The sequence below is a fragment of the Escherichia sp. Marseille-Q3837 genome (assembly GCF_916618735.1).
Taxonomy (GTDB): domain Bacteria; phylum Pseudomonadota; class Gammaproteobacteria; order Enterobacterales; family Enterobacteriaceae; genus Escherichia; species Escherichia ruysiae.
Window position 1 is genome coordinate 4,083,820 of record NZ_CAKAKC010000001.1, and the last position, 14,710, is coordinate 4,098,529.

Sequence of the window (14,710 nt, forward strand, 5' to 3'; positions counted from 1 at the left end):
CCATGACCATTAAAAATGTAATTTGCGATATCGACGGCGTGCTGATGCACGATAATGTCGCCGTACCAGGTGCAGCGGAATTTTTGCACGGGATTATGGATAAAGGCCTGCCGCTGGTGTTGCTGACCAACTATCCTTCGCAGACCGGGCAAGATCTGGCGAACCGCTTTGCCACTGCCGGTGTCGATGTACCGGACAGCGTGTTTTATACCTCCGCGATGGCGACCGCCGATTTCCTGCGTCGCCAGGAAGGTAAAAAAGCGTATGTAGTGGGCGAAGGCGCGCTGATCCATGAGCTGTACAAAGCCGGTTTCACTATTACCGATGTGAATCCTGATTTTGTGATTGTTGGCGAAACGCGCTCCTACAACTGGGACATGATGCATAAAGCGGCGTATTTCGTCGCCAACGGTGCGCGCTTTATCGCCACCAACCCGGATACTCACGGGCGCGGTTTTTATCCCGCCTGCGGCGCGTTGTGTGCAGGGATTGAGAAAATCTCCGGGCGCAAACCGTTTTATGTCGGTAAGCCAAGTCCGTGGATCATCCGCGCGGCATTAAACAAAATGCAGGCGCATTCAGAAGAAACGGTGATTGTCGGCGATAACCTGCGTACCGATATTCTGGCGGGCTTCCAGGCAGGTCTGGAAACGATTCTTGTGCTTTCTGGTGTTTCGTCGCTCGACGATATCGACAGTATGCCGTTCCGCCCCAGCTGGATTTACCCGTCGGTCGCTGAAATCGACGTTATCTGAATACCACCCACGTCTGCGGACGTGGTTGGCTCTGATGACAAACGCCAAACTGCCTGATGCGCTACGCTTATCAGGCCTACGCAGCTCCTGCAATACATTGAATTTTCATGCTTTTGTAGGCCGGATAAGGCGTTCACGCCGCATCCGGCATGAACAAATCGCACTTTGTCAGCAATTTGGCCCCCGTAAAATATAACCATTCAATAAAACCCGCTAAAAATTATCGATTCATCAATAAACACGCCACCATACCCTACCCTTTTTCATCAATCAGCAATCACCATTACGTTTTTTATTTTTCCACCGCCAAATCGCTTGCGCACAGTGCTGCTTTGCGGCATTTTTTTAAACAAGCAAACACAACAAGCAACAAATACCAGGTTAACGGAGAAGGTTATGTGTTCAATTTTTGGCGTATTCGATATCAAAACAGACGCAGTTGAACTGCGTAAAAAAGCACTCGAGCTGTCACGCCTGATGCGTCATCGTGGCCCGGACTGGTCCGGTATTTATGCCAGCGATAACGCCATTCTCGCTCACGAACGTCTGTCAATTGTTGACGTTAACGCGGGGGCGCAACCTCTCTACAACCAACAAAAAACTCATGTGCTGGCAGTAAACGGTGAAATCTACAACCACCAGGCACTGCGTGCTGAGTATGGCGATCGTTACCAGTTCCAGACCGGGTCTGACTGCGAAGTGATCCTCGCGCTATATCAGGAAAAAGGGGCGGAATTTCTCGACGACTTGCAGGGCATGTTTGCCTTTGCCCTGTACGACAGCGAAAAAGATGCCTACCTGATTGGTCGCGATCATCTGGGGATCATCCCGCTGTATATGGGCTATGACGAACACGGTCAGCTGTATGTGGCCTCAGAAATGAAAGCCCTCGTGCCGGTTTGCCGCACGATTAAAGAGTTCCCGGCGGGGAGCTATTTGTGGAGTCAGGACGGCGAAATCCGTTCTTATTATCACCGTGACTGGTTCGACTACGATGCGGTGAAAGATAACGTGACCGACAAAAACGAGCTACGTCAGGCACTGGAAGATTCCGTGAAAAACCATCTGATGTCTGATGTGCCTTACGGTGTGCTGCTCTCTGGTGGTCTGGATTCCTCAATTATTTCCGCTATCACCAAGAAATACGCCGCCCGTCGCGTGGAAGATCAGGAACGTTCCGAAGCCTGGTGGCCGCAGTTGCACTCTTTTGCCGTGGGTCTGCCGGGTTCACCGGATCTGAAAGCGGCACAGGAAGTGGCAAACCATCTGGGTACTGTACATCATGAAATTCACTTCACCGTACAGGAAGGTCTCGATGCCATCCGCGACGTGATTTACCACATCGAAACGTATGACGTGACGACTATTCGTGCTTCAACACCGATGTATTTAATGTCGCGTAAGATCAAGGCGATGGGCATTAAAATGGTGCTGTCCGGTGAAGGTTCTGACGAAGTGTTTGGTGGTTATCTTTACTTCCACAAAGCGCCGAACGCCAAAGAGCTACATGAAGAGACAGTACGTAAACTGCTGGCTCTACATATGTATGACTGCGCGCGCGCCAACAAAGCGATGTCAGCCTGGGGCGTGGAAGCACGCGTTCCGTTCCTCGACAAAAAATTCCTTGATGTGGCGATGCGTATTAACCCACAGGATAAAATGTGCGGTAACGGCAAAATGGAAAAACACATCCTGCGTGAATGTTTTGAATCGTATTTGCCCGCAAGCGTGGCCTGGCGGCAGAAAGAGCAGTTCTCGGATGGCGTCGGTTATAGCTGGATCGACACCCTGAAAGAAGTGGCGGCGCAGCAAGTTTCTGATCAACAACTGGAAACCGCCCGCTTCCGCTTCCCGTACAACACACCGACCTCAAAAGAAGCGTATCTGTACCGGGAAATCTTTGAAGAATTGTTCCCGCTTCCGAGCGCCGCTGAGTGCGTACCGGGCGGCCCATCCGTCGCCTGTTCTTCTGCCAAAGCGATCGAGTGGGATGAAGCGTTCAAGAAAATGGACGATCCGTCTGGCCGCGCGGTCGGCGTTCACCAGTCGGCATATAAATAAGAAGTGTATTAACGCCCCGGAGAATTCCGGGGCAATTTCAGTTACTGGGGAGCTTGTTGATTCTGATACGCAGTGAGGAAATGTTCCGGATTTGCCACATCACTGTTTGACAATTCATCACTGTAGGCCAGTACTTCATAGATTAATTTCCCACCACTATTGTTGAATTCCGAATTTCATCCTGTACGACAAAAGAATGGCTGTAGGGTGGGGAAAAAACACAAAGTAAACAATAATTGACGAATATAGCGCCACGCTGTTCGCAACCTAACCAAACAGTCACTTTCGAGCAATTTTCCTTGAAAAAGAGGTTGACGCTGCAAGGCTCTATACGCATAATGCGCCCCGCAACGCCGATAAGGTATCGCGAAAAAAAGATGGCTACGTAGCTCAGTTGGTTAGAGCACATCACTCATAATGATGGGGTCACAGGTTCGAATCCCGTCGTAGCCACCATCTTTTTTGCGGGAGTGGCGAAATTGGTAGACGCACCAGATTTAGGTTCTGGCGCCGCAAGGTGTGCGAGTTCAAGTCTCGCCTCCCGCACCATTCACCAGAAAGCGTTGTACGGATGGGGTATCGCCAAGCGGTAAGGCACCGGTTTTTGATACCGGCATTCCCTGGTTCGAATCCAGGTACCCCAGCCATCTTCTTCGAGTAAGCGGTTCACCGCCCGGTTATTGGGGTATCGCCAAGCGGTAAGGCACCGGTTTTTGATACCGGCATTCCCTGGTTCGAATCCAGGTACCCCAGCCATCGAAGAAACAATCTGGCTACGTAGCTCAGTTGGTTAGAGCACATCACTCATAATGATGGGGTCACAGGTTCGAATCCCGTCGTAGCCACCAAATTCTGAATGTGTCGAATAGGTTCGGCAAATTCAAAAACCAATTTGTTGGGGTATCGCCAAGCGGTAAGGCACCGGATTCTGATTCCGGCATTCCGAGGTTCGAATCCTCGTACCCCAGCCAATTTATTCAAGTCGCTTACTTTGTAAGTGCGCCCTGTTGGGGTATCGCCAAGCGGTAAGGCACCGGATTCTGATTCCGGCATTCCGAGGTTCGAATCCTCGTACCCCAGCCACATTAAAAAAGCTCGCTTCGGCGAGCTTTTTGCTTTTCTGCGTATATTCAATGTCGGATGCGATGTTGACACGTCTTATCCTTCAATGTCGGATGCGACGCTGCCGCGTCTTATCCGACCTACGGTTGGCATGCATCCGGCAATGTTGTAAGGCTATAATCCTAACGCATATTTCAGCGCCTGACGTTTCAACACGCCAGCACGCTCTGCCGCCATTAACCCGAGATTACGCACAAAACGCAGCGGCGGCAGATTATTGCTGAATCCGGCATAAAACAGATCCATACCGCTTTGCATAATGAAGTTATCCGCCATGCGCCGCATCTGGTAACGCTTGAGGATTGGATAACTGGCCCATGCTTCCCCATGACTGCGCGCATTGACCAAAACATCAATCAGGGCATCGACATCACGATAACCAAGATTCACCCCCTGCCCCGCCAGCGGGTGGATGGTATGCGCGGCATCGCCCACCAGCGCAAGCCCTGGCTGCACATACTGCAACGCATGGCGACGCGTCAGCGGAAACGCACCAGCGGCAAGCGGTGTCACATAACCCAGACGCGACGGGAAATGCTTCGCGATTTCCGTCTGGAGCTGCGCCATATTCATATTCTGCAACTGGCGAATACGCGCCGGAGAGTCATACCACACCAGCGATGCCCAGTTATCAAACAATGGCAGAAACGCACGCGGTCCGTCCGGGGTAAATTGCTGCCAGGTGCTGTCGCCGGGATCGTTCTCACACTGTACGCTAATCAACATACACGACTGCGCATACTGCCAGGCATGAACGCCAATTCCCGCCATCTGCCGCACCTGCGAATTTGCGCCGTCGGCACCAATCACCAGTTTCGCGCGGATCGTTTCACCGCCCTTCAGTTCCAGCTCCTGAAGATCATTATGGCGATGCAGCGCAATCAGCGAGGTTGGCACACGTAACGTTACTTTCGGATGCGCTTCCAGCGCCTGCCACAGCGCCTGTTGCAGGACGGTGTTTTCCACCATATAGCCAAGCAACGGCAGCTTTAATTCAGCTGCGTCAAACACCACATGCGCGGTTTCCCACTCCCAGGTTTCCAGTCTGCGATAAGGATGGCAACGCATGGCCTGTACCGCATCCCAGACCCCTAACCCTTTAAGCAATGATACCGAAGCCGCGCTGATCGCCGAGATCCGCACGTCCGGCTCACTGCCTGCGACAAACGGCGCGGGCTCTGCATGTTCGATAACCGTTACCGCAAATCCGTGCTGTGCCAGCCCCAGCGCCAGTGCGCCGCCGACCATTCCTCCGCCGACAATGGCAATTTCCGTTGGTTGATTTGTCATGGTCAATCATCCTGTTAGCAATATGCTTTAAGTTTACAGGATTTTTACCCCCAAGGGCTGATAACGCTCATACTGGTCACAACGGCAGCAAAGCATTACACTATGCGCCCTGCATTCCTGGCTACTATTTCGCAAGAGCAAGTCGATGACCAAAAAACTCCATATTAAAACCTGGGGCTGTCAGATGAACGAGTACGATTCATCGAAGATGGCCGATCTGCTGGATGCCACCCACGGCTATCAACTGACCGACGTGGCGGAAGAAGCGGATGTGCTGCTGCTGAACACCTGCTCAATCCGCGAGAAGGCTCAGGAAAAAGTCTTCCATCAGTTGGGTCGCTGGAAACTGTTAAAAGAGAAGAATCCAGACCTGATTATCGGCGTCGGTGGCTGCGTGGCATCGCAAGAAGGCGAGCACATTCGCCAGCGCGCCCACTATGTCGATATAATTTTTGGGCCGCAAACGCTGCACCGTCTGCCGGAGATGATCAACTCTGTGCGCGGCGACCGCAGCCCGGTTGTAGATATCAGCTTCCCGGAAATTGAGAAGTTTGACCGTCTGCCGGAACCGCGCGCCGAAGGGCCGACCGCATTTGTCTCCATCATGGAAGGCTGCAATAAATATTGCACCTACTGCGTGGTGCCTTACACCCGTGGTGAAGAGGTAAGCCGTCCATCCGACGATATTCTGTTTGAGATTGCCCAGCTTGCGGCTCAGGGCGTGCGTGAAGTCAACCTGCTCGGTCAGAACGTGAACGCCTGGCGTGGTGAAAACTACGACGGCACCACTGGATCGTTTGCCGATCTGCTGCGTCTGGTTGCAGCGATCGACGGGATCGATCGTATTCGCTTTACCACCAGCCATCCGATCGAATTTACCGACGATATTATCGAAGTGTATCGCGATACACCGGAGCTGGTGAGCTTCCTGCATCTGCCGGTACAGAGCGGTTCCGATCGCATTCTGAACCTGATGGGACGTACCCATACGGCGCTGGAGTACAAAGCGATCATCCGTAAGCTGCGTGCGGCGCGTCCGGATATTCAGATCAGTTCTGACTTCATCGTTGGCTTCCCTGGCGAAACCACCGAAGACTTCGAGAAAACGATGAAGCTGATTGCCGACGTCAATTTCGACATGAGCTACAGCTTTATCTTCTCTGCACGTCCGGGTACACCAGCCGCCGACATGGTTGATGATGTTCCGGAAGAAGAGAAGAAGCAGCGTCTGTATATTCTACAAGAACGTATTAATCAGCAAGCGATGGCATGGAGCCGCCGGATGCTCGGCACCACCCAGCGTATTCTGGTAGAAGGTACGTCGCGTAAGAGCATCATGGAGCTTTCTGGACGTACAGAAAATAACCGCGTGGTCAACTTCGAGGGCACACCGGATATGATCGGTAAATTCGTCGATGTAGAAATTACCGACGTCTACCCGAACTCTCTGCGCGGTAAAGTGGTGCGAACTGAAGATGAAATGGGTCTGCGCGTGGCAGAAACACCGGAATCGGTCATTGCCCGTACCCGCAAAGAAAACGACCTTGGCGTGGGTTATTATCAGCCGTAATTCTCAGGCCCGCCGTTCCGGTGGGCCTTGTTTTTTCTCTCTTTATCCCCATCTTTATCGCAATGCTTGCGCCTTTTTCCTGTGGCGTGAATAATTTCCTTATAGGCCGGTGAATGTTCAGCTTCCGGCGGCATACAGATAAGAGGAACGGTTTGAACATAGACACTCGCGAAATCACCCTGGAGCCAGCAGACAATGCGCGTCTGTTGAGCCTGTGCGGCCCGTTTGATGACAACATCAAACAACTCGAACGCCGTCTCGGCATCGAGATCAATCGCCGCGATAACCACTTTAAACTGACCGGCCGTCCGATTTGCGTCACCGCTGCGGCAGACATTCTGCGTAGCCTGTATGTCGATACTGCCCCGATGCGCGGTCAGATTCAGGATATCGAACCGGAACAGATCCACCTTGCGATTAAAGAAGCGCGGGTACTGGAGCAAAGCGCGGAGAGCGTGCCGGAGTACGGCAAAGCGGTCAATATCAAAACCAAACGCGGCGTAATTAAGCCGCGCACGCCAAACCAGGCGCAGTACATCGCCAATATTCTCGACCATGACATTACCTTCGGCGTTGGCCCGGCGGGTACGGGTAAAACCTACCTGGCAGTGGCTGCGGCAGTTGATGCCCTGGAGCGTCAGGAAATTCGCCGTATTCTGCTGACTCGTCCGGCAGTAGAAGCCGGTGAGAAACTGGGCTTCCTGCCTGGCGATTTAAGCCAGAAAGTAGACCCGTATCTGCGCCCGCTGTACGACGCGCTGTTTGAAATGCTGGGCTTTGAGAAAGTCGAGAAACTGATTGAGCGCAACGTTATCGAAGTCGCGCCGCTGGCCTATATGCGTGGTCGTACGCTGAACGACGCGTTTATCATTCTTGATGAGAGCCAGAACACCACCATCGAACAGATGAAGATGTTCCTGACCCGTATCGGTTTTAACTCAAAAGCGGTTATCACCGGCGACGTCACACAGATCGACCTGCCGCGTAATACTAAATCAGGCTTACGTCATGCCATCGAAGTGCTGGCCGATGTCGAAGAGATCAGCTTTAACTTCTTCCACAGCGAAGACGTGGTTCGTCACCCGGTGGTAGCGCGTATCGTTAACGCTTATGAAGCCTGGGAAGAAGCCGAACAAAAACGTAAAGCGGCGCTGGCGGCAGAACGCAAGCGCGAAGAACAGGAACAAAAATGAGTCAGGTGATCCTCGATTTACAACTGGCATGTGAAGATAATTCCGGGCTACCGGAAGAGAGCCAGTTTCAAACATGGCTGAATGCGGTGATCCCGCAGTTTCAGGAAGAATCGGAAGTGACTATTCGCCTGGTCGATACCGCCGAAAGCCACAGTCTGAATCTGACCTATCGCGGTAAGGATAAGCCGACCAACGTGCTCTCCTTCCCGTTTGAAGTGCCGCCTGGCATGGAGATGTCGCTGCTGGGCGATCTGGTTATCTGCCGTCAGGTGGTTGAGAAGGAAGCACAGGAGCAAGGCAAACCACTGGAGGCGCATTGGGCGCATATGGTGGTGCACGGCAGTCTGCATTTGTTAGGTTACGATCATATCGAAGATGACGAAGCAGAAGAGATGGAAGCCCTCGAAACAGAGATTATGCTTGCTCTGGGCTATGAGGATCCGTACATTGCCGAGAAAGAATAATTTGCCAGGCATTTGACTGGCAGACGTCCCCGCCGTTGGTGATTAACGACGGCGTTTTGATTAACTAACATGAGAACCCATACGACGCCATGAGCGACGACAATTCACACAGTAGTGACACGATAAGCAACAAGAAGGGATTTTTCTCCCTGTTACTCAGCCAACTTTTCCACGGTGAACCCAAAAACCGTGACGAACTGCTGGCGCTGATCCGTGATTCCGGGCAGAACGACCTTATCGATGAAGATACGCGCGATATGCTCGAAGGGGTGATGGACATCGCAGACCAACGCGTCCGCGACATCATGATCCCCCGCTCCCAGATGATTACCCTGAAACGCAACCAGACGCTGGACGAATGCCTTGATGTCATCATCGAGTCTGCCCACTCACGTTTCCCGGTGATTAGCGAAGACAAAGATCACATTGAAGGGATTCTGATGGCGAAAGACTTGCTGCCGTTTATGCGCAGCGATGCCGAAGCCTTCAGCATGGACAAAGTGTTACGTCAGGCGGTTGTCGTTCCTGAAAGTAAGCGCGTAGACCGGATGCTGAAAGAGTTTCGCTCTCAGCGTTACCACATGGCGATCGTCATTGACGAATTCGGTGGTGTTTCCGGTCTGGTGACCATTGAAGACATCCTGGAACTGATTGTTGGTGAGATTGAAGACGAGTATGACGAAGAAGATGATATCGACTTCCGTCAGCTGAGTCGTCATACCTGGACCGTGCGCGCGTTGGCTTCCATTGAAGACTTCAACGAAGCGTTCGGCACTCACTTTAGCGATGAAGAGGTCGACACTATCGGTGGTCTGGTGATGCAGGCGTTTGGGCATCTTCCGGCACGTGGTGAAACCATCGACATCGACGGTTACCAGTTCAAAGTGGCGATGGCTGACAGTCGGCGTATTATTCAGGTTCATGTCAAAATCCCGGATGACTCACCCCAGCCGAAGCTGGATGAATAAAACCGAAACTGGATAGATAACTACATGGCCTTTGCCTCATTAATTGAACGCCAGCGCATTCGCCTGCTGCTGGCGTTATTATTCGGTGCCTGCGGAACGCTGGCCTTCTCTCCTTACGACGTCTGGCCTGCGGCGATTGTTTCGCTGATGGGGCTTCAGGCGTTGACCTTTAACCGTCGTCCACTCCAGTCTGCCGCTATTGGCTTTTGCTGGGGATTTGGCCTCTTTGGCAGCGGTATTAACTGGGTCTATGTCAGCATCGCGACCTTTGGTGGAATGCCTGGCCCGGTTAACATCTTCCTGGTGGTGCTGCTGGCGGCGTATTTGTCGCTGTATACCGGACTATTTGCTGGCGTGCTGTCGCGTCTGTGGCCAAAAACAACCTGGCTGCGCGTGGCGATTGCCGCCCCTGCTCTCTGGCAAGTGACCGAGTTTCTGCGCGGTTGGGTGCTGACCGGCTTCCCGTGGTTACAGTTCGGCTATAGCCAGATTGACGGCCCGTTAAAAGGACTGGCACCGATAATGGGCGTGGAAGCCATTAACTTCCTGCTGATGATGGTAAGCGGCCTGCTGGCGCTGGCGTTGGTCAAACGCAACTGGCGTCCGCTGGTGGTGGCCGTCGTGCTGTTCGCACTTCCCTTCCCGCTGCGTTACATCCTGTGGTTTACCCCGCAACCGGAGAAAACCATTCAGGTTTCGATGGTTCAGGGCGATATTCCGCAATCGCTGAAATGGGACGAAGGCCAGCTTCTTAATACGCTGAAGATTTACTACAACGCAACGGCACCGCTGATGGGCAAATCATCGTTGATTATCTGGCCGGAGTCGGCGATAACCGATCTGGAAATTAATCAGCAACCGTTCCTCAAAGCACTGGACGGTGAGTTGCGCGATAAAGGTAGCTCGCTGGTAACCGGGATTGTTGACGCGCGTCTCAATAAACAGAACCGCTACGATACCTACAACACCATCATCACGCTGGGTAAAGGTGCACCGTACAGCTACGAATCAGCCGATCGCTATAACAAAAACCATCTGGTGCCATTTGGCGAGTTTGTCCCGCTGGAGTCGATTCTGCGTCCGTTAGCGCCGTTCTTTGATCTGCCGATGTCCTCATTCAGCCGTGGACCATATATCCAGCCGCCGCTGTCGGTGAATGGTATTGAGCTTACTGCGGCTATTTGCTACGAGATCATTCTCGGCGAGCAAGTGCGTGATAACTTCCGCCCGGATACCGACTATCTGCTGACTATCTCCAACGATGCGTGGTTCGGCAAGTCTATTGGCCCGTGGCAGCACTTCCAGATGGCGCGAATGCGTGCGCTGGAGCTGGCGCGCCCACTGTTGCGCAGCACCAACAACGGCATTACAGCGGTGATTGGCCCGCAGGGTGAGATTCAGGCGATGATCCCGCAGTTCACCCGCGAGGTGTTAACCACTCACGTGACGCCGACCACCGGACTCACACCTTACGCACGTACCGGCAACTGGCCGCTGTGGGTGCTGACGGCACTGTTTGGTTTTGCCGCTGTGTTGATGAGCCTGCGTCAGCGACGTAAATAACCCCTTCTTATCGTGCCGGAATACATCCCGTATTTCGGCACGCTCGCCGGATGCGGCATCAGTGCGTTATCCGGATAACAAAATTCCCCTATCCAACTTTGGCACATCTATTGCTTTGTTATACAAGGCAAACCCTGAACCGGCATTAGCGCAACCCGGTTGCACCACAGCAATACAGCAATAGCACCAAAAAGGTGCATTTTAAGAATTTTGCTTCGGAATGGTGCGGTACATCTCGCAAAAACAAACAATAAAACAGCAATATCTTTACATTTAGCCAAACTAAATGTTACCTAACAGGCACAACACTGCACAATAAAGTTGCAGACGATAACAACACAAACACTCACAACGGGTATCCATGCGTTCTTAACGCAGGAGATAAAGGAGTTGGATATGCAATTACGTAAACCTGCCACAGCAATCCTGGCCCTGGCGCTTTCTGCTGGACTGGCACAGGCGGAAGACGCTGCCCCGGCAGCGGGCAGTACGCTGGACAAAATCGCCAAAAACGGCGTGATTGTCGTCGGTCACCGTGAATCTTCAGTACCTTTCTCTTATTACGACAATCAGCAAAAAGTGGTGGGTTACTCGCAGGATTACTCCAACGCCATTGTTGAAGCAGTGAAAAAGAAACTCAACAAACCGGACTTGCAGGTGAAACTGATTCCGATCACCTCACAAAACCGTATTCCGCTGCTGCAAAACGGCACTTTCGATTTTGAATGTGGTTCAACCACCAACAACCTCGAACGCCAGAAACAGGCAGCTTTCTCTGACACCATTTTCGTGGTCGGTACGCGCCTGCTGACCAAAAAAGGTGGCGATATCAAAGATTTTGCCGATCTGAAAGACAAAGCCGTAGTCGTCACTTCCGGCACTACCTCTGAAGTTTTGCTCAACAAACTGAATGAAGAGCAAAAAATGAATATGCGCATCATCAGCGCCAAAGATCACGGTGACTCTTTCCGCACCCTGGAAAGCGGTCGTGCCGTTGCCTTTATGATGGATGACGCTCTGCTGGCCGGTGAACGTGCGAAAGCGAAGAAACCAGACAACTGGGAAATCGTCGGCAAGCCGCAGTCTCAGGAAGCTTACGGTTGCATGTTGCGTAAAGATGATCCGCAGTTCAAAAAGCTGATGGATGACACCATCGCTCAGGTGCAGACCTCCGGTGAAGCGGAAAAATGGTTTGATAAGTGGTTCAAAAATCCAATTCCGCCAAAAAACCTGAACATGAATTTCGAACTGTCAGACGAAATGAAAGCACTGTTCAAAGAACCGAATGACAAGGCACTGAACTAATTACAAGAACCAGGGGCGGAAATTCCAGCCCTCTCGATTGTTACGTAGCACGGACAGACTATACGCCTGATGGTCGTTCCCCATCGGGCCTGAAAACCGCAATACGCTGGGTAACAATCTTCGAGGGTAGCAGTTAACGCTGCTACCCTCTTTTTTCTGGAGTAGATTTATGTCTATAGACTGGAACTGGGGTATTTTTTTACAACAAGCCCCGTTCGGCAACACCACCTATCTTGGCTGGATCTGGAGCGGCTTTCAGGTGACGATCGCTTTGTCGATCTGCGCCTGGATTATCGCTTTCCTCGTCGGCTCGTTATTCGGCATTTTGCGTACCGTTCCTAACCGTTTTCTCTCCGGTCTGGGTACGTTGTATGTCGAACTGTTCCGCAACGTGCCACTGATTGTGCAGTTCTTTACCTGGTATCTGGTGATCCCGGAGCTACTGCCGGAGAAGATCGGCATGTGGTTTAAGGCCGAGCTGGATCCCAATATTCAGTTTTTCCTTTCATCCATGCTCTGTCTGGGGCTGTTTACCGCCGCTCGTGTTTGCGAACAGGTGCGCGCCGCGATCCAGTCGCTGCCACGTGGGCAAAAAAATGCCGCGCTGGCGATGGGGTTGACGCTGCCACAGGCTTATCGCTACGTGCTGTTGCCTAACGCTTATCGCGTTATCGTCCCGCCGATGACGTCCGAGATGATGAACCTGGTGAAAAACTCCGCCATCGCCTCGACCATCGGGCTGGTGGATATGGCGGCGCAGGCCGGTAAATTGCTCGATTACTCCGCCCACGCCTGGGAATCGTTTACCGCCATTACGCTGGCGTATGTATTGATTAACGCGGTTATCATGCTGGTGATGACGCTGGTTGAACGTAAAGTTCGCCTGCCCGGCAACATGGGAGGCAAGTAATGTACGAGTTTGACTGGAGTTCCATAGTTCCTTCCCTGCCGTATCTGCTGGACGGGCTGGTGATCACCCTGAAAATCACCGTCACGGCAGTCGTGATTGGTATTTTATGGGGCACCATGCTGGCGGTGATGCGCCTGTCCAGCTTTGCGCCCGTGGCGTGGTTTGCCAAAGCCTACGTTAACGTGTTCCGTTCAATCCCACTGGTGATGGTTCTGCTGTGGTTTTACCTGATTGTGCCTGGTTTTCTGCAAAACGTGCTGGGATTATCGCCGAAGACCGACATCCGCTTAATTTCTGCCATGGTGGCGTTTTCGATGTTTGAAGCGGCCTACTATTCAGAGATTATCCGTGCCGGTATTCAAAGTATCTCCCGTGGGCAGTCGAGCGCCGCCCTGGCACTCGGCATGACCCACTGGCAGTCAATGAAACTGATTATTCTGCCGCAGGCATTCCGTGCAATGGTGCCGCTACTGCTCACTCAGGGCATCGTACTGTTTCAGGATACCTCGCTGGTGTATGTGTTATCTCTGGCCGATTTCTTCCGTACCGCCTCAACCATTGGTGAACGTGATGGTACGCAGGTTGAGATGATCCTGTTTGCCGGATTTGTTTATTTCGTTATTAGCCTTAGCGCGTCGTTGTTGGTCAGCTACTTGAAAAGAAGGACAGCATAATGATTACCCTGAAAAATGTTTCAAAATGGTATGGTCACTTTCAGGTGCTGACCGACTGCTCAACCGAAGTGAAAAAAGGCGAAGTTGTGGTGGTTTGTGGGCCGTCAGGTTCCGGCAAATCAACGCTGATTAAAACCGTCAACGGCCTCGAACCGGTGCAGCAAGGTGAAATCACCGTCGATGGCATCGTGGTTAACGATAAAAAAACCGACCTGGCGAAGCTGCGTTCCCGCGTCGGCATGGTGTTCCAGCACTTCGAGCTGTTCCCTCACCTGTCGATTATCGAAAACCTGACGCTGGCGCAGGTGAAAGTTCTTAAACGCGATAAAGCACCAGCTCGTGAAAAAGCACTCAAGCTGCTGGAGCGCGTGGGACTTTCCGCACATGCCAATAAATTTCCGGCACAGCTTTCCGGTGGTCAGCAGCAGCGTGTGGCGATCGCTCGCGCGCTGTGTATGGATCCTATTGCGATGCTGTTCGACGAACCGACATCGGCGCTGGATCCGGAGATGATCAACGAAGTGCTGGACGTAATGGTGGAACTGGCGAACGAAGGAATGACCATGATGGTGGTGACCCATGAAATGGGCTTTGCCCGCAAAGTGGCGAATCGGGTGATCTTTATGGACGAGGGAAAGATTGTCGAAGACTCGCCGAAAGACGCTTTCTTCGATGATCCGAAATCGGACCGCGCAAAAGACTTCCTCGCGAAAATCCTGCATTAATCACTCTGGCGCGCATAGCCAAGTGCGCGCCATCTCACGCTTTATCGTTTCGCCCCTCGTATCTGTTACATCCTGGCGTTACCCTTGTCGCAAAGAAGCACACAACAAGG

General features: G+C 52.4%; 12 protein-coding genes, 7 tRNA genes and 1 pseudogene. 18 read left to right on the forward strand and 2 right to left on the reverse strand.

What is annotated here, in order from left to right:
• Positions 1-2: 2 nt before the first annotated feature.
• The gene (nagD, locus tag LG381_RS19700) at positions 3-755 is read left to right on the forward strand and encodes a ribonucleotide monophosphatase NagD (RefSeq protein ID WP_000153129.1); all 753 of its coding nucleotides are present in this window, start codon (positions 3-5) and stop codon (positions 753-755) included.
• A gap of 50 nt (positions 756-805) precedes the next feature.
• Here nagD and LG381_RS22405 read toward each other — a convergent pair.
• A pseudogene (locus LG381_RS22405) lies at positions 806-904 on the reverse strand (hypothetical protein); the annotation flags it as partial.
• A 247-nt stretch (positions 905-1,151) separates the two neighbouring features.
• Between LG381_RS22405 and asnB the strand changes: the two are divergent.
• From asnB to LG381_RS19740, 8 genes are all read left to right on the forward strand, one after another.
• Entirely contained in the window at positions 1,152-2,816 is a 1,665-nt protein-coding gene (asnB, locus tag LG381_RS19705) for an asparagine synthase B (protein WP_225762814.1), read from the forward strand.
• Between the two features lie 379 nt (positions 2,817-3,195).
• A tRNA-Met gene (locus tag LG381_RS19710) sits at positions 3,196-3,272 on the forward strand.
• Between the two features lie 8 nt (positions 3,273-3,280).
• Positions 3,281-3,365, forward strand: a tRNA-Leu gene (locus tag LG381_RS19715).
• Between the two features lie 23 nt (positions 3,366-3,388).
• A tRNA-Gln gene (locus tag LG381_RS19720) sits at positions 3,389-3,463 on the forward strand.
• Positions 3,464-3,497: 34 nt separating this feature from the next.
• Positions 3,498-3,572, forward strand: a tRNA-Gln gene (locus LG381_RS19725).
• Between the two features lie 15 nt (positions 3,573-3,587).
• Positions 3,588-3,664: transfer RNA gene (locus LG381_RS19730), tRNA-Met, on the forward strand.
• A 48-nt stretch (positions 3,665-3,712) separates the two neighbouring features.
• Positions 3,713-3,787, forward strand: a tRNA-Gln gene (locus LG381_RS19735).
• Positions 3,788-3,824: 37 nt separating this feature from the next.
• A tRNA-Gln gene (locus tag LG381_RS19740) sits at positions 3,825-3,899 on the forward strand.
• Positions 3,900-4,052: 153 nt separating this feature from the next.
• Here the strand turns inward: LG381_RS19740 and ubiF are convergent.
• Complete coding sequence (ubiF, locus tag LG381_RS19745) at positions 4,053-5,228, reverse strand: 3-demethoxyubiquinol 3-hydroxylase (RefSeq protein WP_225762815.1); 1,176 nt, start codon at positions 5,226-5,228, stop codon at positions 4,053-4,055.
• A 145-nt stretch (positions 5,229-5,373) separates the two neighbouring features.
• On the opposite strand from ubiF, the gene miaB reads away from it, so the two are divergent.
• The 9 genes from miaB to gltL all read left to right on the forward strand — a co-directional run bounded on the left by miaB (position 5,374) and on the right by gltL (position 14,600).
• On the forward strand, positions 5,374-6,798 hold the full coding sequence (gene miaB / locus LG381_RS19750; protein WP_000162740.1) for a tRNA (N6-isopentenyl adenosine(37)-C2)-methylthiotransferase MiaB: 1,425 nt from the start codon (positions 5,374-5,376) through the stop codon (positions 6,796-6,798).
• A gap of 152 nt (positions 6,799-6,950) precedes the next feature.
• Positions 6,951-7,991, forward strand: coding sequence for a PhoH family protein (locus LG381_RS19755; RefSeq protein WP_001018040.1), 1,041 nt, complete (start codon positions 6,951-6,953; stop codon positions 7,989-7,991).
• On the forward strand, positions 7,988-8,455 hold the full coding sequence (ybeY, locus tag LG381_RS19760) for an rRNA maturation RNase YbeY (RefSeq protein ID WP_000084457.1): 468 nt from the start codon (positions 7,988-7,990) through the stop codon (positions 8,453-8,455). The genes LG381_RS19755 and ybeY overlap by 4 nt, the downstream gene beginning before the upstream one ends.
• Positions 8,456-8,544: 89 nt before the next feature.
• On the forward strand, positions 8,545-9,423 hold the full coding sequence (corC, locus tag LG381_RS19765; protein ID WP_001278605.1) for a CNNM family magnesium/cobalt transport protein CorC: 879 nt from the start codon (positions 8,545-8,547) through the stop codon (positions 9,421-9,423).
• A 24-nt stretch (positions 9,424-9,447) separates the two neighbouring features.
• The gene (gene lnt / locus LG381_RS19770; RefSeq protein ID WP_225762816.1) at positions 9,448-10,986 is read left to right on the forward strand and encodes an apolipoprotein N-acyltransferase; all 1,539 of its coding nucleotides are present in this window, start codon (positions 9,448-9,450) and stop codon (positions 10,984-10,986) included.
• A 396-nt stretch (positions 10,987-11,382) separates the two neighbouring features.
• Positions 11,383-12,291 (forward strand): glutamate/aspartate ABC transporter substrate-binding protein GltI, encoded by a 909-nt coding sequence (gltI, locus tag LG381_RS19775; RefSeq protein ID WP_225762817.1) that lies wholly within the window; start codon positions 11,383-11,385, stop codon positions 12,289-12,291.
• Positions 12,292-12,460: 169 nt separating this feature from the next.
• Positions 12,461-13,201, forward strand: coding sequence for a glutamate/aspartate ABC transporter permease GltJ (gltJ, locus tag LG381_RS19780; RefSeq protein WP_000020950.1), 741 nt, complete (start codon positions 12,461-12,463; stop codon positions 13,199-13,201).
• Positions 13,201-13,875 (forward strand): glutamate/aspartate ABC transporter permease GltK, encoded by a 675-nt coding sequence (gltK, locus tag LG381_RS19785; protein ID WP_000272828.1) that lies wholly within the window; start codon positions 13,201-13,203, stop codon positions 13,873-13,875. Before gltJ ends, gltK begins: the two co-directional genes overlap by 1 nt.
• Positions 13,875-14,600 (forward strand): glutamate/aspartate ABC transporter ATP-binding protein GltL, encoded by a 726-nt coding sequence (gene gltL / locus LG381_RS19790; protein ID WP_000631384.1) that lies wholly within the window; start codon positions 13,875-13,877, stop codon positions 14,598-14,600. The genes gltK and gltL overlap by 1 nt, the downstream gene beginning before the upstream one ends.
• Positions 14,601-14,710 lie beyond the last annotated feature (110 nt).